The organism is Pseudomonas weihenstephanensis, from assembly GCF_001043055.1.
In the GTDB taxonomy this organism is placed as follows: Bacteria; Pseudomonadota; Gammaproteobacteria; order Pseudomonadales; family Pseudomonadaceae; genus Aquipseudomonas; species Aquipseudomonas weihenstephanensis.
Map to the genome: position 1 here is coordinate 269,480 of NZ_JYLF01000005.1, position 22,158 is coordinate 291,637.

The 22,158-nt window shown below is 58.8% G+C and carries 16 protein-coding genes; 10 read left to right on the forward strand and 6 right to left on the reverse strand.

Going from position 1 to position 22,158, the window contains the following annotated elements; genetic code table 11:
• The first annotated feature begins 86 nt into the window (after positions 1–86).
• From TU86_RS14390 to TU86_RS14435, 10 genes are all read left to right on the forward strand, one after another.
• A complete protein-coding gene (locus TU86_RS14390) occupies positions 87–959 on the forward strand; it encodes a LysR family transcriptional regulator (RefSeq protein WP_048364978.1) in 873 nt (290 codons plus the stop codon).
• Positions 960–1,133: 174 nt separating this feature from the next.
• Positions 1,134–2,093, forward strand: coding sequence for an AAA family ATPase (locus TU86_RS14395; RefSeq protein ID WP_048364979.1), 960 nt, complete (start codon positions 1,134–1,136; stop codon positions 2,091–2,093).
• 3 nt (positions 2,094–2,096) lie between these two features.
• The gene (locus TU86_RS14400; RefSeq protein WP_048364980.1) at positions 2,097–3,041 is read left to right on the forward strand and encodes a DUF58 domain-containing protein; all 945 of its coding nucleotides are present in this window, start codon (positions 2,097–2,099) and stop codon (positions 3,039–3,041) included.
• Positions 3,038–3,532: a DUF4381 domain-containing protein gene (locus tag TU86_RS14405; protein WP_048364981.1), complete on the forward strand. Its 495-nt coding sequence runs from the start codon at positions 3,038–3,040 to the stop codon at positions 3,530–3,532. The genes TU86_RS14400 and TU86_RS14405 overlap by 4 nt, the downstream gene beginning before the upstream one ends.
• A complete protein-coding gene (locus TU86_RS14410) occupies positions 3,525–4,601 on the forward strand; it encodes a vWA domain-containing protein (protein ID WP_048364982.1) in 1,077 nt (358 codons plus the stop codon). Before TU86_RS14405 ends, TU86_RS14410 begins: the two co-directional genes overlap by 8 nt.
• On the forward strand, positions 4,598–6,325 hold the full coding sequence (locus TU86_RS14415) for a tetratricopeptide repeat protein (protein ID WP_048364983.1): 1,728 nt from the start codon (positions 4,598–4,600) through the stop codon (positions 6,323–6,325). The genes TU86_RS14410 and TU86_RS14415 overlap by 4 nt, the downstream gene beginning before the upstream one ends.
• Positions 6,322–7,956, forward strand: a complete 1,635-nt coding sequence (locus TU86_RS14420) for a BatD family protein (RefSeq protein ID WP_048364984.1) — start codon at positions 6,322–6,324, stop codon at positions 7,954–7,956. The genes TU86_RS14415 and TU86_RS14420 overlap by 4 nt, the downstream gene beginning before the upstream one ends.
• A 51-nt stretch (positions 7,957–8,007) precedes the next feature.
• Complete coding sequence (locus TU86_RS14425; RefSeq protein WP_048364985.1) at positions 8,008–9,252, forward strand: exonuclease SbcCD subunit D C-terminal domain-containing protein; 1,245 nt, start codon at positions 8,008–8,010, stop codon at positions 9,250–9,252.
• Positions 9,249–12,890 carry an AAA family ATPase gene (locus tag TU86_RS14430; protein WP_048364986.1) on the forward strand — a complete coding sequence of 1,214 codons (3,642 nt, stop codon included), beginning with the start codon at positions 9,249–9,251 and terminating at the stop codon, positions 12,888–12,890. Before TU86_RS14425 ends, TU86_RS14430 begins: the two co-directional genes overlap by 4 nt.
• Positions 12,887–13,483, forward strand: coding sequence for a glutathione S-transferase (locus TU86_RS14435; RefSeq protein WP_048364987.1), 597 nt, complete (start codon positions 12,887–12,889; stop codon positions 13,481–13,483). Before TU86_RS14430 ends, TU86_RS14435 begins: the two co-directional genes overlap by 4 nt.
• Positions 13,484–13,577: 94 nt before the next feature.
• Here the strand turns inward: TU86_RS14435 and TU86_RS14440 are convergent, their stop codons facing one another.
• From TU86_RS14440 to TU86_RS14460, 6 genes are all read right to left on the reverse strand, one after another.
• A complete protein-coding gene (locus TU86_RS14440) occupies positions 13,578–14,117 on the reverse strand; it encodes a cytochrome b (protein ID WP_048364988.1) in 540 nt (179 codons plus the stop codon).
• A complete protein-coding gene (locus tag TU86_RS14445) occupies positions 14,114–15,196 on the reverse strand; it encodes a catalase family peroxidase (protein ID WP_048364989.1) in 1,083 nt (360 codons plus the stop codon). Before TU86_RS14445 ends, TU86_RS14440 begins: the two co-directional genes overlap by 4 nt.
• A gap of 249 nt (positions 15,197–15,445) precedes the next feature.
• Positions 15,446–15,619, reverse strand: a complete 174-nt coding sequence (locus TU86_RS23080; protein ID WP_165599935.1) for a hypothetical protein — start codon at positions 15,617–15,619, stop codon at positions 15,446–15,448.
• A gap of 139 nt (positions 15,620–15,758) precedes the next feature.
• Positions 15,759–16,931 (reverse strand): lactonase family protein, encoded by a 1,173-nt coding sequence (locus TU86_RS14450; protein WP_048364990.1) that lies wholly within the window; start codon positions 16,929–16,931, stop codon positions 15,759–15,761.
• A complete protein-coding gene (locus tag TU86_RS14455; protein ID WP_048364991.1) occupies positions 16,921–17,220 on the reverse strand; it encodes a DUF5629 family protein in 300 nt (99 codons plus the stop codon). Before TU86_RS14455 ends, TU86_RS14450 begins: the two co-directional genes overlap by 11 nt.
• 82 nt (positions 17,221–17,302) lie before the next feature.
• Positions 17,303–22,006 carry a dermonecrotic toxin domain-containing protein gene (locus tag TU86_RS14460; protein WP_048364992.1) on the reverse strand — a complete coding sequence of 1,568 codons (4,704 nt, stop codon included), beginning with the start codon at positions 22,004–22,006 and terminating at the stop codon, positions 17,303–17,305.
• Positions 22,007–22,158 lie beyond the last annotated feature (152 nt).

A 22,158-nucleotide genomic window follows, 5' to 3' on the forward strand; every position in this document is an offset into this window, starting at 1 on the left:
CAGTGTGTGCAGAACTCAAATTCTGTCAGGCATGCGTTGACCCACAAGTGATAGATAGCGAGTTCTGAATTCTTCAGGAGTGAACCTTGGAATTAAACCAGCTCAGGATGATCAAGGCCGTGGCAGAGTGCGGCAGTATTGCGCTGGCCGCCCAGCAACTGCACTGCGTTCCGTCCAACATCACCACGCGCATCAAACAGTTGGAAAGTGAACTGGGCACGGCACTGTTTACCCGTGCCGGACGCGGTTTATGCATCAGCCCCGCCGGCGAGTTATTCCTTGGCTATTGCGAACGCATTTTGTCGCTGGTTGATCAAGCCAAACGTGCGGTCAAGCCCGATGCCATTCCCAATGGCAAGCTACGCATTGGCGCCATTGAATCTTGCGCAACAGGCCGCCTGCCGCCGCTACTGGCCGAATACCATCAACGATACGCCGACGTCACGCTGGAACTGATCACCGGGCAATGGCCGCAATTGCTTGATGACATTCAGCATCACCGCCTTGATGCCGCGATTGTGGCCATCGACGTTCAACATCCAAAACTCCACACCTGTGCGCTGTACCGCGAACCCTTGGTACTGATAACCGGCCCCAACCACCCCCCCTTGCCTGACTTGCAAGCTATCAGCCAGCAAACGGTGTTCATGTGGCCACCAGGCTGCCCCTATCGCGCAACGCTGGAGCACTGGCTCAACGATAACGGTTTGCACATCAACCGCGTTGACTACGCCAACTGGGGCAGCATTATCGGGTGTGTGGGCGCAGGCGCCGGGCTGGCGATCGTCCCCGAGGGCGTCCTTGAGCGATTTGGCGCAGGGGCTGCGCTCAGTGCCTACCGCTTCACTGAGCTGCCCGCGGTGCAAAACGTATTGGTCTGGCATAACGAAACCGGCTGCCACACGGCACGGGACGCTTTCGCCGCACTGCTGGCCGAGCACTTCGCGCAGACCCAATAACGACCAGCGGACCGTTCCAAATAAGCAGCATTCTCAACAACCCGCTTGTTTTGGGCTTTTTCCATAAAAAGCCCCACTCCCATTAGTCCCAAAGCCCTGCAATGGATTAAAGTAACGCCCCCAGCCCCGGCGTAACGTTTACGCCGTCGGTGTCCTTTTCAGGAACAGTCATCGATGGAACATCGTGAAGCGCTGCTTGCGCTGCGAACCTTTCTTTCCACGCAGATTCTCGGTCAGGAAAAACTGATCGACCGGCTGCTGATCGCCTTGCTGGCTGACGGCCACATGCTGGTCGAAGGCGCGCCCGGCCTGGCCAAAACCAAGGCCATCAAAGAGCTGGCAGAAGGCATCGAAGCACAGTTCCATCGCATCCAGTTCACCCCTGACCTGTTGCCTGCCGACATCACCGGCACCGAGATCTATCGTCCCGAAACCGGCAGCTTCGTATTTCAGCAAGGCCCCATCTTCCATAACCTGGTGCTGGCGGACGAAATCAACCGTGCCCCGGCCAAGGTGCAGTCGGCCCTGCTTGAGGCCATGGCTGAACGTCAGGTCAGCGTCGGGCGCAGCACCTACGAGCTGTCACCGTTGTTTTTGGTGATGGCCACGCAAAACCCGATCGAGCAGGAAGGCACCTACCCGCTGCCAGAAGCGCAGCTTGACCGGTTCCTGATGCACGTCAAAATCGGCTTCCCGGACGCCGCTGTCGAGCGGCGCATCTTGCAGCAGGCGCGGGGCGAAGCCTTGAACGGCGAAACCAAACCCGAGCGCCGGGTCAGTCAGCAAGCCATTTTTGCTGCGCGCAAGGAAATCCTCGGCCTGTACATGGCGGATGCGGTGGAGGAATACCTGGTGCAGTTGATCATGGCCACTCGCACCCCCGGTAAGTTTGACCCTGAAATGGCCGACTGGATCGCTTACGGCGCCAGCCCGCGCGGCTCCATTGCGCTGGATCGCTGCGCGCGTGCCCACGCCTGGCTGGCCGGGCGTGACTTCGTCAGCCCTGAAGACATCCAGGCCGTACTGTTCGACGTATTGCGCCACCGCATCATCCTGTCGTTTGAAGCCGAGGCGGCCGGTATTGACCAAGACCGCGTGGTACAGCGCATCCTCGACGTCGTTGCCGTTGCCTGACCGATGAACAACCCCCTGCCCGCCGAACCCGGCATTCGCGTCACCCTCGCCGAATTGATCGAGATGCGCCACCGGGTGCGCGAGGTGCAACTGTTTGCCTCCCCCAGCCAGCGCAGCCCGCTGGTGGGGTTGCACCACTCAAAACTGCGCGGTCGCGGCGTCGACTTCGATCAAGTACGGGTGTATCAGGCCGGGGACGATGTGCGCACCATCGACTGGCGCGTGACAGCCCGCACCCAAGAACCCCACACCAAAATGTTCCATGAAGAGCGAGAACGCCCGATCTTCATCCTGGCCGAACAAAGCCGGCGATTATTTTTTGGCTCCGGCCTGATGTTCAAATCAGTGCTGGCCGCACAAGCCGCCAGCTTGATCGGCTGGGCTGCATTGGGCCATAACGACCGTGTGGGCGGGCTGGTATTTGGCGACCACGAGCACTATGAAATCAAACCCCGGCGCAACAAGCAGAGCTTGCTGCAACTGCTGAATCGCCTGGTACGGGTCAACCAGTCATTGCACACCGAAGTTCAATCAGACCGCGATGCACTGGGCATGGCGTTGATCCGCGCCCGCGAAGTGCTGCGCCCCGGCAGTCTGGTGATTGTGATCTGTGACGAGCGGGCACTCACCGATGCAGCCGAACAACAACTGAGCCTGTTGGCTCGCCATTGCGACCTGATGCTGTTGCCGTTGTCCGACCCGCTGGACCATGCCCTGCCCGCCGCCGGACTGCTGCGCTTTGCCGAGCGCGGTGCACAACTTGAACTGGACACCCTCAACTACGATTTACGTCAAGCGTACCGTGCTCAGGCCGAAGCCCGAATTGCGCGCTGGGAACTGCTCGCGCAAAAGCTTAGGGTCATGCTCATGCCCCTGAGCACGCAAAGCGAAATGATCGAGCAACTGCGCGAATACCTGAATGCCAAGCGCCCCGGCAAAACCCTATGAAAGAACTCGAACAGCTACAGCCTCTGATCCTGCCTCCTGCGATTGGCTTTTGGCCTCCCGCCCCCGGCTGGTGGCTGCTGCTCATTGTGGCGCCCGCGCTGTGCTGGACCGTGTGGTGGTTGCGTCGCTACTTGCCTGCCAAACGCCCGTCAAGCCGCGCCGAGCAGCCTCTGGACCCGGTGCGCCTGGCAGCCCTCGAGGAACTGGCACGCTTGCCCAAGCCATACGATGGCGCACCCGCAGGCGCCTGGCTGCAACAGCTCAACGGCCTGCTCAAACGTCTGTGCCGCAATCACTATCCTTACAGCCAAAGCCATACGCTCAACGGCCGTAAATGGCTGGCATTTTTAGACAACCGCTGCCCCGCTGCCGGGCTGACGCGCTGGATGGTGCTGGTAGAAGGCGCTTACAAACCCGAATGCAAGCTCGATGACAAAGCCATCGCCGGGCTCAATCAGGCCGTTGAAACCTGGATTCGCAAACATGTTTGAGTTCGCCTGGCCGTGGCTGTTCGCCTTGCTCCCGTTACCTTGGCTGATGCGGGTTTTGCTGCCGGCTGCTGACAGTGGCGAGGCGGCGCTCAAGGTCAGCTTCCTCAGTGATCTTGAAGAACTGGCACGACGCAAAGCGCGCCCCAACTTGCCTTCCTGGCGTCAACAAACCCCGTTTATCGTGTTGTGGTTACTGCTGCTGAGCGCAGCAGCGCGCCCGCAATGGTTGGGCGAGCCCTTACCCATTGCAGCCAGCGGTCGTGATTTATTGGTCGCCGTGGATGTGTCCGGCTCAATGGATTTCCCGGACATGCAATGGAACGACGAAGACGTGACACGCCTTGACCTGGTGAAAAGCCTGCTCGGAGACTTTCTGGAAAACCGTGAAGGTGATCGCGTAGGTCTGATCCTGTTTGGCAGTCAGGCGTATCTGCAAGCGCCTCTGACGTTCGATCGACACACCGTGCGTACATGGCTCGACGAGGCGCGAATCGGCATTGCCGGTAAAAACACAGCGATCGGCGACGCGATTGGCTTGGCCTTAAAACGCCTGCGTCAGCGCCCGGCGCAAAGCCGCGTGCTGATTCTGGTGACAGATGGCGCCAACAATGGCGGGCAAATCGACCCGCTCACCGCCGCGCGACTGGCGGGGGAAGAAGGGGTCAAAATCTACCCGATCGGCATCGGCGCCGACCCTGAAGAAAACAGCGCCCAGGGCCTGTTCGGGATCAATCCGGGGGTCGACCTGGATGAGCCAGCACTGCAAGAAATCGCCACCTTGACCGGTGGCCAATACTTTCGCGCCCGCGATGGCAAAGAACTGGCGGCGATCAAAGACACCCTCGACCAACTTGAACCCGTTGCCCAACAACCCACACAAGCGCGCCCGGCGCAGGCGCTCTACAGTTGGCCACTGGCTGGCGCCCTGCTGCTCAGCGCGCTGCTGGTCATCCGCGAGCTGTGGCCCAATACCTTGATGCAACGCTGGCTGAGCAAGGAGCACTTTCTGCAACCCCCTCCTGACTGGCGTGAACGTCTCAAGCGACTGCGCTTGCGGAGGCGTCGATGAGCGCGCTCTGGCCGCACTGGTTTCGCCCCGAATGGCTACTGGCCCTGCCGCTGCTCGGCTGGCTGCTGTGGAAGCTGTGGCACCGTCAAAAACGCGCGGGCCGCTGGCAGATGATTCTGCCCGCAGCGTTCCAACCCGTGCTGCTGAGTGGCGGCAATGGCCGCGACAGCAAACTGCCCTGGATCGCCCTCGGGCTGGCCTGGCTGCTGGCCCTGCTGGCTTTGCTCGGGCCCAGTTGGCAGCGGGTGGAACAATCCACGCAAAAGCCCGCCGATCCGCTGGTGGTGATGCTCGAACTGACCCCCGACATGCTGGCGACCGACAGCTCGCCCAATCGTCTGGAACAAGCGCGGCGCAAGCTCTACGACCTGCTGCAAAGCCGCAACGACGCGCAAACCGCGGTCATTGTCTACGCCGGTAGCGCCCACACGCTGGTGCCCTTGTCGGACGACCTGGCCACCAGCCGCAATCTGCTCGAAGCCCTGAAACCCTCGATCATGCCGCAACCGGGTCATCGCGCCGATCTCGCGGTGGTCAAAGCGCTTGAATTACTCAATCAGGGTGCGCTGGGTCAGGGCCGCTTATTGCTGATTGGCTCATCCCTCAGCGAGCAGGAACGTGAAGGCATCCGCCAGGCACTGGGCAGCCACACCGCGCAACTACTGATGCTCGGCGTCGGCAGCCGCGAAGGCGCGCCAGTGGTCGACGAAAACGGGCAGTTGCTCAAGGACAATCAGGGCGCGATCCTCCTGCCGCGCCTCGACAGTCCCGGCCTGCGCGCATTTGCGATGGATGTCGGCGGGCGCTACCGCCAGGTCCGGCTGGATGACAACGACCTGCGCGGGCTTGGCCTGCTGGACGGCCCGCAGCACCTGCGCGACAACGGCCAGACCCAACGCCTGGATACGTGGGCCGACCAAGGTTACTGGCTACTCCTGCCCCTGTTGCTGCTGGCTGCCTGTGCCGGTCGCCGCGGCTGGCTGTTCTGTCTGCCGTTGTTGTTTATGCTGCCGCAGCCCGGCTATGCCTTCAGTTTCACCGACCTATGGTTGCGCGCAGACCAGCAGGGCCAGCGCCTGCTGGAGCAGAAAAAACCCCTGCAAGCCGTCGAACACTTCAAAGACCCTATGTGGCAAGGTTTAGCGTTGTATCAGGCAGGTGACTACGCTGCGGCTGCCTTGCGCTTTGCTGAAGTCAACAGTGCTCGCGCCCACTACAATCGTGGCAACGCACTGGCCATGAGTGGCGAGCTGGAAGCCGCCATCGATGCCTACGAACAAGCGCTGGAGTTACAACCCGATTTACCAGCCGCCGCACAAAACAAGGCGTTGATCGAGTCATTGCTGGCACAAAAACACGACGTGCCTCCCGTCACGCCCGAAAAAGAACCCGAACCCGGCGCCGAACCACCCGCATCCGACACCGCGGTCAGCAGCAACACCGCAAGCAACGCCGGGGCGGCGGTGAAAAACCAGCAAGAGGACGTGCCTGTCGGTGAGGCCAACCTGCACGAGGTCACCCCCTCTGAGGGCACACCGGCCGCGTCTGGCCCGCCCGGCACCGAACCCGACACCGGGCCAGCCCCGGCTGTGACGCCGTCAATAGACGAAGAACACCGTCAGGCGCTTGAGCAATGGCTTAAACAGATCCCCGACAACCCCGGTGAACTGTTGCGACGCAAATTTTGGTACGAACAGCAGCAACATCAGGACACGCCCCAATGAACCGCCTTTGCGCCCTTTTACTTTTGCTGTGTTGTTCGGCCCTGCCTGCCTACGCCGCAGGGCTGGTCGCCCGTGTTGATCGCGACCAACTCAATTCGGGTGAAACCGTCGAGCTGACACTGGAGTCCACCGACGCCACGCTGTTTGGCAAACCCGACCTTTCCCCCCTCAACGCGCTGTTTGAGGTGCGTGGTACGCGGCAAGTCAATCAACTGACCCACCTCAGTGACACCAACAAAGCCAATACCCGCTGGATTATCACCCTGCAGCCCAAGCAAACCGGCACGGTGATCATTCCCCCGCTGCAAGTGGGCGATTACCGCAGCCAGCCCATCAGCCTGAATGTCACGCAAAGTGAGACCAGTGAAGCGCAACTGGCCCCGGTTTTTATCGAGTCCAGCCTCGACCAGCCGAGCGTATACGTCCAGGCGCAAGCCATTTTGACCTTGCGCATTTATCACTCGGTGGCGCTGTATGACGACAGCAGCCTCACGCCCTTGCACCTGAGCGATGCCCTTGTCGAGCAACTGGGCGAGTCGCGCACCTACGAAAAACTCATCAATGGCGTGCGCCATGGCGTGATCGAAACCCGATACGGTATCTACCCGCAGCACAGCGGTGAGCTAAATATCCCGGCCCAAACCTTCAGCGCCACGCAAGTCGACAGCCAGCAATCGACCGCTCCCGCCCCGCTTGGGCCAAAGCCCGGAAAACTGGTTCACGTCACCTCCTCCGACATTCCGCTGAGCGTCAAGCCCAAGCCAGAGGACTACCCGACCAACGCGGCCTGGTTGCCGGCGCGCAGCCTCAGCGTCAGCGAAACCTGGAACCCCGAGCCAGACCATTGCAGGGTCGGTGACTCGCTGACGCGCACCTTGACGCTAAAAGCCGAAGGTCTGTCCAGCGCACAATTGCCTGCGCTGACCACCACCGACGTCAACGGCTTACGGCGCTACCCCGACCTGCCACAACTGAGCAATCAAGTCACTGAAAACGGCCTGATCGGCAGCCGCGAAGAGCGCGAAGCACTGGTGCCCACCCGCGTGGGCCAGGTTGAATTGCCCGCCGTCGAAGTGGTGTGGTGGAACACCCACGAAGACCGGCTAGAGCGCAGCTATCTACCGGCGCGCACCTTGCAAGTCGCGGCAAACCCGGAGCTTGCCGTCGATACCCCCAGCCATAACACCCCGCAGACCTTGGGCGATGACTCTCCGTTGTGGCTATGGCAGCTCAGCACCCTGGTGTTGGCCAGCACCACGTTGATCGGCTTTGGGCTTTGGTGGCGTGCCCGCCGGCAACCGGCCATTTTGCGCGCGGCGCAAACCGGGCCAAGCCCGCGCACGTTACTGGATGACCTCAAACGCGCGTGCCTGGCCAATGACCCGCAGGCAACCCGTCAGGCATTGGATGCCTGGGCACGCCAACAACCCGAGACACTGGCCGACATGGCCGCGCGTTTTGTGCTGTTGAGTGATGCGCTGGACGGCCTCAATGGCGCGCTCTACAGCGAAACCGGCCAGCACTGGCAAGGCGAAGAACTGTGGAAAGCGATTCGCAGCATTCCTGCGACCGAACGCGAACAGGACCTGGCCAGCGAGCCGAGCAGCCTGCCGCCGCTTTACCCCAAATAATTTCAAGGTGTGGTCAATACCGCTGACCCCCTTTTCTAACCGGATTCTGTTATGCGCCTGTTTCACACTTCCGACTGGCACCTAGGGCAAAACCTCCACGGCCAGGAACGCGACTTCGAACACGCCTGCTTTCTCAATTGGCTATTGGCCCAACTGGCCAGCGAGCAGCCCGATGTGCTGCTGATTGCCGGCGACATCTTCGACACCGTTAACCCGCCGGTCAAAGCGCAAGAGCGCCTCTACGACTTCATTGTCAGCGCCCACGAGCAACAACCCAAGCTGACCATCGTGATGATCGCCGGCAATCACGACTCCGGCTCGCGCATCGAGCTGCCCGCGCCCTTGATGCGGCGCCTGCGCACTCACGCGCTTGGCCGGGTGCTCTGGCTCGATGAGGGTCAACTCGACGCTGAGCGCCTACTGATTCCTTTGCCCGATGCGAGCGGCAAAATCGCCGCGTGGTGCCTGGCATTGCCCTTTTTGAGGCCCGCCGAAGTCACGGGCGCACACTTGGGCGACGATTATCTGCGGGGCATTGGCCAAGTCCATGAATGGCTGATCGAGGCGGCCAACGCCAAACGCGTCCCTGGCCAAGCGCTGATCGCCATTAGCCACGCTCACATGGCCGGGGGGTCGGTGTCTGAAGATTCAGAGCGCAGCCTGATTATCGGCAATGCCGAAGCCTTGCCCGCCAGCCTGTTCGGCCCGAGCATCAGTTACGTGGCGCTTGGCCATTTGCACAAGCCGCAACGGGTCAACGCTGAAGAACGCATTCGCTACTGCGGCTCACCCATCCCCCTGTCCTTTTCGGAAATCAGCTACGCGCATCAGATTCTTGACGTGACACTGGACGGCGAAACACTGGTCAGCGTCGAACCACGGCTGATCCCGCGCGCCGTTAACCTGCAACGCATCGGTCCGGCAGCGCTGGCCGAGATTCTTACCCATGCAAGCCAATTGCCTGAAGTTGACCTGCTGGCCGACACACAGCGTCAGCCGTGGCTTGAAGTGCGCGTGGTGCTTGATGAACCGCAGCCCGATCTGCGCCAGCAAATCGAAACCGCGCTGCAAGGCAAAGCCGTGCGTCTGGTTCGCATCAGTGCCGAATACGCAGGCAGCGGCAGCCGCGCCAACGATGACGACAGTACGCGTCTGGTCGAGCTTGACCAATTGACCCCACAAGAGCTGTTCAGCCGCGCCTGGCAAGACCATTACGCCAGCCAGGCCTGCGAACAAACGCTCAAGGACTTTGCCGTGCTCTTGCAAGAAGTCCAGCTGGAGGGCGAACAACCATGAAAATCCTCGCCATCCGCCTGAAAAACCTGGCCTCGCTGGCCGGTCCCTTTGAGCTGGACTTCACCGCCGAACCTTTGGCCAGTGCAGGTCTGTTCGCCATCACCGGCCCCACGGGCGCCGGTAAAAGCACCTTGCTCGACGCGCTGTGCCTGGCCTTGTTTGGTGCCGTACCGCGCCTGAACAACACCGGCCGCGATGCCAAAGTGCCCGATCTCGATGGCGAAATCGCCACTGGCGACCCGCGCACCTTACTGCGCCGGGGCACGGGCGAAGGGTATGCCGAAGTCGATTTTATCGGCATCGACGGGCGTCGCTATCGCGCCCGCTGGGAGGCCAACCGCGCCCGCGAAAAGGCCACGGGCAAACTGCAAGCCAGTCGTCAAAGCTTGCGTGACCTGGACAGCGACCAGTTGCTGGCCAGTCAAAAAGGCGATTACAAAGTTCAGCTCGAAGCGCGACTGGGCTTGAACTTCGAGCAGTTCACACGCGCCGTGATGCTGGCGCAGAGCGAGTTCAGCGCCTTCCTTAAAGCGGACGACAACGAACGCAGTGAACTGCTGGAAAAACTCACTGATACCGCGCTCTACACCCGCCTGGGCAAACGTGCTTTCGACAAGGCCAAAGAGGCCAAAGAGGTGCATAAGCAGCTTGAGGATCAGGCGGTCGGGATCACCCCGCTGGCGCCTGAGGCGCGCGCCGAACTGGATAAACAGTTCAATCACTCGCAACAACAGCTCAAGGCCCGGCAACAACAGCTCAAGCAACTGGAGCAGCAGCACGCGTGGCTGGCCACCTTGCGCGAGCTGCGCGATCAGCAACAGAGCGCAGCCGAGCAACTGCAACAGGCACAAACCCAATGGGCGGCCCAAGACGAGCCGCGCCAGACCCTTGACCTGCTGGAGCAATTGGCGCCGCAACGCCATCAGTTCGCGCGGTTGGCAGCGCTGGACACACAACTCGGCCCAATGGCTGAGCACATGGCCGCGCAGGAACACCTGCACGCGACGCTTCAAGCACAGCAGTTGCAGCTTGAACAGACCCTAGACAGCGCACGCCTGGCGGCCAGCCAGGCGCAAACCCAGCAACAGGACAGCGCGCCGCGACTCAAACAGGCGCATGTGGAACAGGCCAACCTTCAGCGACTCAACGCAGAACTGGACAAACAGCGCACCCTTGCACAACAAGCCGAACAAGCCTGTGAAGCCGGCCAACAGGCCTTGAATACGCTACTCGAGCGCCATCAGCACAGCTCCGAACAGCTGGCCCTGATTGCGCAACAGCTTGAGCACAGCGCTGAACTGGCGCCTCTGGCCAATGCGTGGGATGCGTATCGCCCCCGTTTGCAACAGTTAGTGCGTTTAAGCAATACCCTGAGCACCGGCCGCCAGGAACTGCCCGCCCTTGAGCAACGCGCCTTGCAGGCCGCGCAACAGCTCACGCAACGGCGTAACAGCCTGGAGATTCTGTTCCAGGAAGCCGTGGCCGAGCCGCAGGCGCTCAACGAACAAATCCACACGCTGGGCAGCCTGCTCAAAGACAATCGCCAGCAACAGCGCGACGTCGAAGACTTACAGCGCTTGTGCCACAGCCAGCAGGCGTTGGATGCCCGTTTGCAGGCACTTCAGACCAAGTTGCAAGCCTTGCAAACCGAACGCGAGCAACGGATCGAACAAGGCACGGAGACCAAAAAACACTACGAGAGCGCCGAGCAGGCGCTGCATATCACCCGCCAACTGCTTGAGCGCCAGCGCCTGGCCCGCACTGCCAGCGTCGAAGAACTGCGCGAACAGTTGCAAGATGATCAGCCGTGCCCGGTATGTGGCAGCCACGAACACCCCTATCACCAGCCCCAAGCGCTGTTGCAGAGCCTGACACGTCACGATGAAGAGGAAGAAGCCAAAGCCCGTGAAGCTGTGGAGGCACTCAAAAAAACCCTTGATCAACTGCGCGACAACGTCAGTGGTTTGAATGCCCAATTGCGCGAATTGCGCCTGCAACATCAACAGCTGGTTGACGACCAGCAGGCCCTCGCGCCCAGCCTTGAACAGCACCCGCACTACCCGCAATGGCAGGCGCAACTGCCAGCCAGGCGCGAACCTTGGCTGACCCAGCGTCTTGAACAGTTGCAGTACCGCATCACCCAAGACGAGCAGCGCCAAAACGCCCTGCTCACTTTGCAAAAAGACGCCGCTCAACTGCAACACGAGATCCAGCGCCATAGCGAAGCCAGCCAACAGGCGGCGCAACAATTGGCCGAACAGCAATTACACCTCAAGGCGGACGCACAGCGCCTTGACGAGGAACTGACGGCGTTTAGCAGCCTGCTGCCTGCACAGGTGTTTGCTGCTCTGCGCGACGACAGCGCCGCCTGCTTTATGCGCCTCGATCAACAGATTGCCGAACGCCTTGCCCAATGCGAGCAACTGCGCGAAGAACAGGCAGAAAACACGGACCGCAACCAGAAGATCGAACGCGAAACCGACCAGCAGGCCAATCGCCTCAAACAACGGGACGCTCTGCAACACAACGTGGCTGAAGTCACGGCGCAGCAACACGCCAGCGCACATACCCTGCAAAACCTGCTGGGTGAGCACGCCAGTGTCCACCTCTGGCAAGAGCAGCTTGATCACGCCGTCGAGCAGGCTCGCGCCAGCCACACGCACGCCAGTGAGGCGCTGCATGACACAAACCGCCAACTCATCCAGCTGGCGGCGCAAATCAAGGCGCAACACGAGCGCTTGCACGCGCTGCAACACGAGCACGCCACGTTGAGCGCGCAGGTCACGCAATGGCGCGCGGCGCACAGCGACGTCGACGACGCACGCCTGGACCAGTTACTGGCGTATGACGACCCTCGGGTTCGCGCGCTGCGTCAAGCCATACAACACAGCGAAAAAGCACTGGAACAAGCCCGTGTACTGATACAAGAACGCGAGCAGCGTCTCAATCAGCATCAAGCCCAGGCCAATGGCAACCTGGACGCTGACGCCCTGAACGTGGCATTGAACGAATTGAATACGCAACTGGCTGCCAGCGAACAACTGAGCGCGCAATTACGCGCGCAACAGGCAGAGGATGAACGTCGTCAGCTCGCCAATCAGGCGCTGACGCAACGTACCGCTCAGGCCTATGCGCAATGGCAGCGCTGGGCACGCCTCAACGACCTGATTGGTTCAAGCACCGGCGACAAGTTCCGCAAAATTGCCCAAGCCTACAACCTCGACCTGTTGGTGCATCACGCCAACGCGCAACTGCGCCAACTGGTGCGCCGCTATCGCCTTAAGCGCGGGGGGAGCATGCTCGGCCTGCTGGTGATGGACACAGAGATGGGCGACGAACTGCGCTCAGTGCATTCGTTATCCGGGGGCGAGACCTTCCTCGTGTCTTTGGCGCTGGCATTAGGGTTAGCCTCGATGGCATCGAGCACACTGAAAATTGAATCGCTGTTTATCGACGAAGGGTTTGGCAGTCTCGACCCCGAATCACTGCAATTGGCGATGGACGCGCTGGATGGCTTGCAAGCCCAAGGCCGCAAAGTGGGGGTTATTTCCCACGTTCAGGAAATGCACGAACGTATTCCGGTGCAGATCCAAGTGCTGCGCCAAGGCAATGGGTTAAGCACGGTGCAGGTCAAATGACCGAAAACCTGCTGTATTCCTTCCGGCGCTGCCCCTACGCCATGCGCGCACGCATGGCCATGCGCTACAGCGGTGTACCGCTGACGATCGTTGAAGTGAGCTTAAAAGCCAAGCCTGCGCAGATGCTCGCCCTCTCGCCCAAAGGCACCGTGCCGGTATTGGTGTGCGCCGACGGACGCGTGATTGAGCAAAGCCTGGACATCATGCATTGGGCGCTGGCCCAGCATGACCCGGACCAGTGGTTGCAACCCGCGCAGCCCTTGGTCAGCCAACTGATCGAAGCCAACGACACACAGTTCAAGGCGTGGCTGGACCGTTACAAATACGCCATCCGCTATCCAGAACACCCGATGGAACATTACCGGGCACAAGGCGCTGCATTTTTGCAGCACCTGGAGGCACTGCTTGAGCACAACGACTACCTGGCAGGCCCCACCCTGTCGTTGGCCGATGTGGCGCTGGCGCCGTTCATACGCCAGTTCGCCCATGTAGACCGCGAGTGGTTTGCGCATGCCCCCTATCCAAAACTTAAGGACTGGCTGGAACGTTTTATAGCGTCAGCGCTGTTTACCGGCGTGATGGCTAAAACCTGAAACACGTCCCCACAACTTCTAGGCGCCGCCGAAGGCTGCGAGCTTTTCAGGATCAAAAGATCGCAGCCTGCGCGGAGTGCTGCTGGCATACAACTCAGTCTTTACCACGCAGCATGCTGTTCAGCACCCCGTCACGTCGTACCGACGCGTGAAACAGGGCTGCCGCCACATGCAGCAAGACGGTGATGAACAGTAAATATGCCAAGTACGTATGCGCGGTGCGCAAGAAGGCGAAGGTCTTGGCGTTCGCGGGCAATAAGGCGGGCAGTTGCAGCGATTGGCTTAGCATCACCGGATCACCCGCCGCCGAGATCATTGCCCAGCCCACAAGGGGCAAGGTGAACATCAGCGCATACAACAACACATGGGACATTTTGGCCGCGAGCACTTGCACCGCAGGCAAATCGGCCGGCAGTGGCGGTTGCCGGGTCGAAAACCGCACAAACAGACGGACCACCACCAACAGTAAAATCGCAATGCCCAACGGTTTATGCAGATTGAGCAGCCATACGTGCCGTGCTGAAACCGACGCGGCCATACCGGCGCCAATAAACAGCATGCTCACGATCATCAAGGCCATCAGCCAGTGCAGCAGGCGCGCCAACGGCGCGAAGTGAGAGACAGGCGCGCTCATGGGCGTGGCTCCTGAGGGAGTTGATCAACTTCACCGGTGCGCCGGTGATACGAGCTGGCGTAGGCGGCAGACCGCGCGGCCAGCAACGGGTCTGCGGAAGCCTGGATACCCGCAGGCAGGATCAAGGGGTCGTAGTTGATGTCGCGGCATTCCCCGCTGTTCTGCGCCTGTGTGCTGGTGAGCACCAACGTGCCCGCCGTGATCACTTTGCGTGCAGCGGGCCAGGCTTTGCTGGCGTCGTCAATCGGGTCGCCGGCCTCGGCCAGGGTCAGGTTGAACTGCCACTTCAAAGGCCCGTTGGCTATGCGCTGCACCAAGTCCTGCTGCAGATAATCGGCTTCGTTCGGGGCAGCGACGCCGGGGGCATCCTGATCCATCGGCACGACGCCCCAACGCACCGCCTGGCGCTCGCCCGCCGAATTCACCAGGTAAAAGGCATTAATCGCGTTGTAGCGCTCAGTGGCAAAACTGGCAGAAGGTTTGGCTGTTTTCACCCATTGCAAAAACGCGGTGGTTTCCGGGTGCGAGGCAAAAAAGGCGGGCATGGCGGTGGGTTTGGGCTTACCGGTGGAAGGCTCAGGGCTACCCGCTTGAAGCATTTGATAGAAGGCTTGGGGGGTGCCCACCGGAAATACCGGCATGCTGTTCATCCCGGTGCGCCATTGTTGGCCATTGGCTTGCGTAAAACGCAGCGCCAGGCTGCGCAGCGGCACGCTGCTGTCGGGCGCATACGGGTTACCGCTGGGCAGTGCAAAGCGCCCGACCACGGGCGTACGCCCTGGGTGAAAGACCTGCGCACTGGACACGCCCTGCGCATCGCCGTTGCTCTCGAAATAGCCCACCACACAGATGCCTTTGGCGTGGTTGCGCCTGAAACCGGGGTGCAGGCCGTTGTTGTGCTCCAGGGCGTTGACGAAACTCTTGGGTTGCAGCCGTTGCGGGTCGAACGTCCCATTAACGTAATAAAACGCGGCACCTATCACGGCCACGACCGCACCAATACCGGCTAAACGCACCCCTACTGCACTTGAACTCAAGGGGGATTTGCCAAGCCGCGGGGGCGGCAACTGATCGACCATAATGCACTCCACGGCCACGGGGCCGACAGTTGGGATGGCCTATGAGACACAGGCCATGCAGGCTTATTCCCGTGGCAGGACGATTATTTTCTGCGAATTATTTAGACGCCCCCGGGAATCACTATTAATCCTAGACGTCTTCAGGGCGACGACCCGATTAACCGACCAACACCGTGCAGGCTTCATGCCGTTATTTGATCGCTCATGGTGCGAACACATCCCCTGTCGAACGATCACCCTGACGTGCTCTCAGGGTTGGGTTTTGTGATCCAGCGCGGCATAGAAGTTCGCACTTTGTTGAAGGTATTTTTGCGTGTAGGCCATCGATTTTTTATCACTGGCTAGCGGTGTGGCGCTGGCGGGGAGAGCCACGGTGGCAGAGATGGCAGACGCGGCAATCACAGAGAAAAGATTGAAGTTCATGGTTAACCCTCGACGATTCAGTTGGCTTGCTGCCTTTTCAGGCCGTGGAGCCAACTTAACGCCGGGGGGTCATCCGGCAAAAATTCATTGCAGCACTAGCGGGTATCAGCGTGATTGATACCGCGCTGCACGCCCCGCTTTACGGGCGATTGATGAACTTCAAGTCAGAGGGAGCATCCATTTCAAGCGTCTGCACTGCCTTGCCCAGCAGGCCGGTTTGCGGGTCACGCTCAAGCACCACAATGGCGTTGCTCATCTGATTGGCGATCAGCAAAAATTTGCCGTTCGGACTCAAGGCAAACTCACGTGGGTGATCACCTTCAACCGAACGCCGCTGAATTTCGGTCAACTCGCCAGTGGCCGGGTCAATGCTGAACACCAGCATTTCGTTGGCCTTGCCCCGGTTGCTGACATACAGGAACTTGCCATCAGGTGACGCATGCAAGCCGCCAGCCGCACGGTTTTGCGCAGGTTTACCCTGGGCCAGTTCAATGGCCTGGCGCTGCTTGAGTTGACCCTTGTCGTAATCAAAAACAAACACCTGCGCACTCATCTCAGTGGTCAGGTACGCGTGCTTGCCATCTTTGGAGAACAACAGGTGACGCGGACCGCTGCCCGCTGGCAACTCGATGGCGGCCGGCTCTGCCGCGACCAACGGGTGCTCGGCGTTGGCCGCCGGATCGTAACGGTAGACAAACACCTTGTCCGCGCCCAAATCACTGGCATAGACAAACTGACCATCGGGGGAAGACACCACCGAGTGCACATGGGCTGACATCTGGCGCTCGGGGTTTACCCGGCTGGCTGGATGGCTGCTCATCTGCGTCACGGGTTGCAACTCACCTTGCGCGCTGATCGGCAACACCGCCAGGCTGCCGCCGGGGTCAGCATGCACGCCATAGTTGGCCACAAACAGGTAACGCTCGTCGCTGCTCAAGCTGGAGTGGGTCGGTTCTTTACCCAGGGTTTTAACCTGGTTAATCGCGCTTAAACGGTTGGTTTTTGGGTCAATCGCCAGGCTGCTCACGCGCCCCACGATGTCTGCCTGCCCTTGCCCGTTCTCATTGACCACAAACAGCCGTTGCTGGTCCTTGGACAGGGTCAGCCAGGACGGGTTATCCGTCTTGAACACTTGCAGCGGTTGGGGCGTGATACGCCCTTTATCGCTGTCAAATTGCAGGCGGTAAATGCCCTGGCTTTTGCCCTGGGTATAGGAGCCGACCAGCAGCTCGACTTCGCTTTCAGATTCCGCCTGCGCCGACATCGCGCCGACACTTGAGGCCATCAACAAGGGCAACCATTTAAGCTTCATCAGCGACCTCGCAATCATCGTCATCGTTAGTGGCTTTCAGCGCGCAGAGGCAAACCAGACGGTGTTCCCCGGAGTCACCGATCAGGGTCCAGCTTTGCAAGGTCTCGTCAAACACCGCCGCGTCGAGCTGCGCCAGCTTGAAACTCCAGCGCTTTTCGGCGCGACCGTCCATGCACTTGATGAGCAATTGCACATCGTCCAGAGAGAATTCCCAGGCATGCAGCCCGTCGATGACCAGCATGTCGCTGGTTTCAAGGGCTGTGCGCAAGGTCTGGTTTGAATCGCTCATTCATCAATCACCTGTAAGAAAGGCGCAATGATAGGTCAATCCGTCGCAGTTACCCACGCAAAACAGTGATTGCTTTGTGCATTCAAAGTAAAAAGCGCTCAACAATCATCCGCTGACTAATTTTGCCGTAATACACCTCAGGTACTTTTTCACCGGGTTTAGCTTTGGCTTCAAGGCTTTGCTTGCTGGCTTTACGTTGATCCTTGAGTTTGAAATGCGCCGACGTCGGCGTGTTATCCGGCGCCTCCAAGGTTGCATAGTGCAAGTGGGCATACCACACCACCTGGTTTTTCTTGTTGAGTACCTGATACTCCTGCACGAAGTCGTTTCGAGGCCCAAACATCTTGATCCGACCGCCTTCTTTGTGCAGATGCACATCGCCCTTGTGCAGTAAGAAATCAACGGTGGCCTCAGTCGGCGGCAGTGACTTGAGGATCCACAACGCCTGTTCACGCAGCTTCTGCGCACCCTCGCGCAAGCGTTTGAGCAATGACTGCGGGGTGCCGGACTTGGGCTTGTCTTGCACCGGCTCATCAGGAAATCCACGCTCTAGTTCGCCAATCAGCGCATCAAGCTTGAGCGCTTCACGCTCTAGAATCTCTTCAAGCTCCAGAGGAAATTTGGAGTTTTTTGCGTAAACCTTGACCCGGTTGATCTTAGGGTCAACGTTGCTCAACAGCTCATTGCATTGGGTGCGGATAGCACCAAGCGCTCTGACCGGGGCCGGGGCAGCTTTGGGTTCTATGGCCTCCCAGTAATTGGGGGATGATTCACGAAAGTCCATCTTGGGCAATGTCGCGCCAGGACTCATCGGTCTATCGGCGGGCTCGCTTAGACGTGATTCCCCGACCTTAACGACCAACGGCTCCTGATCTGACGTGCGTGGCTGCACAACACCGATCAATACACCGTTTTTACGGGTCTTGATAATTCTGGAGAGCAGCCGCACGTGTCGTGAAGGATTAGGCTGCGAAGGCAGCCATTCTGTTTCTCGGCGATTCTCGTCGGCCAACTGCTGTTCAACTTTAAGGCTGAATTCTTCGATGAGTTCGGTTAGCCGGTTGTAGTCGGTCAGGTTGAACTTGTCTCCCACTTCAAGGTGCAAAATAGCCAACGAATCCTGAGCCCTGGCATAGCGCTCATGCAGGTCGGTCAAGATTTCTACACGTTCGTGATGTGTAAATAGGCTGGTATCGGACAATTGCGCATGGGTTTGCAGGGAAAACGTCAAAGGCCAGATGATTTCTCTCAGCGCTTGCCACTCTGGACCAAATATCTCTTTGGGGACAATATCGGTCAATATCCCCATATAAATGGACATGAAATCCAGCTCCGTGGCTTGTTGCAAGGTGCCATCTGGACGCGCCACGCGCGCCATGCACCGAGTTCGGGTCTCGGCTTTCGCATAACCCACGCGGGGTGACTCACGTAACACGTCAAGAAGCCGTACTTGTTCGCGAAAATCGTTCAAGTGCTGTTGCTGAGCCTTGAATAACTCGCGTCGAAAGTTGGCATATCGAGCCCCCTCATTTCTGGCCATGATTTCTTCGGCCCTGCCCGCAAATTCGGGATACAGCGCAATGAGATGGATGAGGTAAAGATGCTGGGCATACACGATATCTGTCGCAAAATCGAAAAAAGCTTCGTTGAAATTACCTTCGTGTATATGGTCCTTAACGTCGCTCATTAACGCGTGTCGCTCCTTGAAATTCGCGTATTGCACCGCAAACTCCGCTCGACCTTTCTCTGCCAGTGATCGCAGGTTTTTGACGCGCAAGGTTTTTTCAAGATAGGTCAAGCCCTTACTTAAATCGTTGTCTTGCGTTTCTATTGCCTTTTTGCGCGCTTCATCGAGTTCATCATGGATCTGCTGTTCCTTGGTATAGAACGCATACTCTTGGTTGTTCAACTCATTGATACGCTTGTTGCGCAGTGCTTGCTGCGCAGCCAGTTCGCGACGGGTCTTCGGGCCGCCGCCACGCAAGCGCATGCCCGTGTCAAAGTCCCACTTACCGGTGGCGTCTTGCCGAATCCATGGTCCGGTTTGAGTAGGGTCTCGCGGGTTGATCAAGACCACCCCTTCATCGGCCAGGTACACCTCATAACTGTGCCCCCTGATCACGGCATGCCATCTGCCATCAATGACATACAACCCCTTGTACTGACCCTGCGCGACAGGTGCACGTCCCCCCGGGTCGCGCCCGCGGTTACTGTCCAGCCAAGTCAACTGCGTTTCATTAAAGTGGATACGCGGATTATTGAACCAGGAAAAATCCAGCGTACTGTGCTGATTGCCCACCGCGACGCTAGAGAAATAAACCGGTCCCTGTTCAACCTTGACTGAATCAGGTTCGAAGGCAGCTTCAGCCGGCCGTGGCTGTGGTCCGATAAACTGCGCCGCAAGGGACTCCTCCTCACTCACGGGCACAACCTTGGGCGGCACTGATTGAGTGACATGCAGTAAGACCAGCCCAATATTGAAAAGCAGGTCAATAATCGCCGGTGCCTTGCTGCCTTCCTGGTCATTGCCCAGCGCCTTGATATCGTTCTGTAGCGCTGAGAAGGTCAACACTATCCAACTGAATACAGCTACCGGGCCTCTTAAAAACGGCAACACTGTATTAAACAGTAACCAGCCTCCTTCTTTTAGAGTCGCCCATCGACTCTCTGTGTTGGATACGGATTGGCGGTCAGCCAGCTCAATCAGCGCCCGTGTGTTTTCCATGTACAAATCATGCAAAAACTGACTTCTTAAAGGCCGTAGATAAAACGTCTCGGTTGCGTTTATACCCACGTTAACCAGGCTCAATACGCCGGACTCCATCGTTGCGCGCGACGTCTCAGACATCCAGTCAAGGACGCTGCTGCGCAAGGGTCCCGTTTCGCGTATCGCCTCTAGCAGGGCTTGCGCACTCGTGAATTCGAGTAACACGGCCTTGTACAAGGGCCTATACAAGACGCAACGCCCACCGGGATTATCGGTCAGGCCGATCACAAACATATTGCGCACATAATCAGGCACCGCCTTGGGCCTGCTCAACCATGCCAATGGACTGATGCAAACGCCCTTGCCATCAAGCACTCTGGACATGGCGTCTTCCTGCATCAATGCGCCAATACAGCGATACCCCCAAACAGTCAGCCCTGCGGCCCCTTTCAGCACACTTTCCAAGGCCAGCATCGGCAGTGTCACCCGCAACTGATCAACAAACAGTACTTCTCGACGCACAGACTCATCAGCCTCATCAAGCAGCAAACGCTTGATCAATGCCGGGTATCTGGCCCCCACATCCACTCGCTGAATCAGTGACCGCACGTAAGCCGGTGTCATCCACCAGTCCTGAATCAGTTGATTGTGCCGATGACGAATCGTCATATGCCCGCTGGGTATCGCAGCCAAATTTTGCAACGCCAACTCGGTCAGCGTGAACGTCACCGTTCGCACGCTGCCCGCCGTACCAAACGCACCGCTAGCCACGAGGAAATCGAGCTCGATATCATCCGAGTAATAACCTGGCGCCAAGGGTTGGTCCTTGAGCATTTGTTCACGAAGGACTTTGGACGCGTACGTGTGCAGGTCCTCGATACCGTCGTTAAACGCACGTCCCTTGGCGTTACGCAGGACATTGGCCAGGTCAATAACGTGAGAGCGATATGCAAAGCGATCAGCGGCGCTTGCCTGTTGTAACCATTGAGGCAGAGCCGTAAACACACGCCCCAACGCCGCAGCGTCATACACGGAGTCGGATTCACTTTCTTCATTGAACACCGCGCTCAGGTCAGTGATGTCAGCGAGTTGACGCTCAAGCAGTTCAACTGTGCATTGATTCGCCCCTGAAGGCGGTTTGATCGCTGCCACCTCTTCAAGTTGATTGTTGAGCAAAATCATCGTTTGCGTGTGAAGGCAATCCCCACTGGGTTCGTAGCGCTTCCAAGTCAGCGAATCAATCAGGTAACTGCTGCCCAGCACCCTGCCCATAACGCGGCCATAAGCACTCCACGTTGCAAAAGGCTCGATAGCTCCAGAAGGCTTGCATTGCATCACCTGCTCACGACCGTCGACCTGATGCGCAATCAGAAGATCGGGGGATAACTGCGTGTACGCTGCCCCCGCTTGGGATACTTGAAACTGAGCGAAATACACCGTGGGCCTCTCACTGGCGTTAAAGACCCGCAAACGGTCCTCAATCACCGGGTACTTGAGTACCTGGCGCACCACCGCAATCTGCTCATCACTGAGCCATCCACGGGTATTGACCGAAGACAGCAACCTGCCACTCAGCAACGTCACCAACCAATGCTGACGGCTGCGAAAGATTCCCGTCGGCTGGTTCCAATAGTCAACCAGTGCCGCTTGAAAGGCTCTTCTCCACTCGCGCAAAACGCCGCGTATGACCTGCTCTACCGTTGTCATCGGCAACAAGGGTGCAGCGCCCACTGACACAACCCCGCCAACGGGCACCTGTGCCAGAAAACATTGCTGAGGTTCGTAATACGTGTAGTAAAGGGGCGTTGCGCAGGCGATATGTCCAAGCACCGCCTCAAGTAGCACGTGTTGACGCGGTACGCTCAGGACGTGTTCTCGCTGATCAACGGTCCAGACAACATTCAGTTGATCAAGCGGCGGCAAGGTTCCCCAGGGGCCCAGTTTGCTTTTCAGGCTCTTCTCAAGCAACTCACTGACAACACTGCGTAATGTCGGCCGTGCGCTAAATTGATGAGCAATGGCCCGTTGCAGTACATCAGCAGGGTTCAGGGCTAGCGGCGTATCGGTGGGGATTGTCATAGGGTATTGGCTTCCAGAAGGTTCACATTGGCGGGTCACCCACCATTGACGGTCATCTAAAAACAAAAAAGCCCTGCGACTGCGGTACACCTTTATGACGCGATGAGACACCTTGATGTTGCGTTCAGCGATCCATGAAAAAAGGCGCTCAC

Bases quoted from the DNA above. Each gene is read 5' to 3' on its own strand.
- TU86_RS14450 (WP_048364990.1), bottom strand. From the start codon at position 16,931: ATGAAGCTTAAATGGTTGCCCTTGTTGATGGCCTCAAGTGTCGGCGCG.
- TU86_RS14425 (WP_048364985.1), top strand. From the start codon at position 8,008: ATGCGCCTGTTTCACACTTCCGACTGGCACCTAGGGCAAAACCTCCAC.
- TU86_RS14435 (WP_048364987.1), top strand. From the start codon at position 12,887: ATGACCGAAAACCTGCTGTATTCCTTCCGGCGCTGCCCCTACGCCATG.
- TU86_RS14405 (WP_048364981.1), top strand. From the start codon at position 3,038: ATGAAAGAACTCGAACAGCTACAGCCTCTGATCCTGCCTCCTGCGATT.
- TU86_RS14415 (WP_048364983.1), top strand. From the start codon at position 4,598: ATGAGCGCGCTCTGGCCGCACTGGTTTCGCCCCGAATGGCTACTGGCC.
- TU86_RS14455 (WP_048364991.1), bottom strand. From the start codon at position 17,220: ATGAGCGATTCAAACCAGACCTTGCGCACAGCCCTTGAAACCAGCGAC.
- TU86_RS14445 (WP_048364989.1), bottom strand. From the start codon at position 15,196: ATGGTCGATCAGTTGCCGCCCCCGCGGCTTGGCAAATCCCCCTTGAGT.
- TU86_RS14430 (WP_048364986.1), top strand. From the start codon at position 9,249: ATGAAAATCCTCGCCATCCGCCTGAAAAACCTGGCCTCGCTGGCCGGT.
- TU86_RS14395 (WP_048364979.1), top strand. From the start codon at position 1,134: ATGGAACATCGTGAAGCGCTGCTTGCGCTGCGAACCTTTCTTTCCACG.
- TU86_RS14420 (WP_048364984.1), top strand. From the start codon at position 6,322: ATGAACCGCCTTTGCGCCCTTTTACTTTTGCTGTGTTGTTCGGCCCTG.
- TU86_RS23080 (WP_165599935.1), bottom strand. From the start codon at position 15,619: ATGAACTTCAATCTTTTCTCTGTGATTGCCGCGTCTGCCATCTCTGCC.
- TU86_RS14440 (WP_048364988.1), bottom strand. From the start codon at position 14,117: ATGAGCGCGCCTGTCTCTCACTTCGCGCCGTTGGCGCGCCTGCTGCAC.
- TU86_RS14400 (WP_048364980.1), top strand. From the start codon at position 2,097: ATGAACAACCCCCTGCCCGCCGAACCCGGCATTCGCGTCACCCTCGCC.
- TU86_RS14410 (WP_048364982.1), top strand. From the start codon at position 3,525: ATGTTTGAGTTCGCCTGGCCGTGGCTGTTCGCCTTGCTCCCGTTACCT.
- TU86_RS14460 (WP_048364992.1), bottom strand. From the start codon at position 22,006: ATGACAATCCCCACCGATACGCCGCTAGCCCTGAACCCTGCTGATGTA.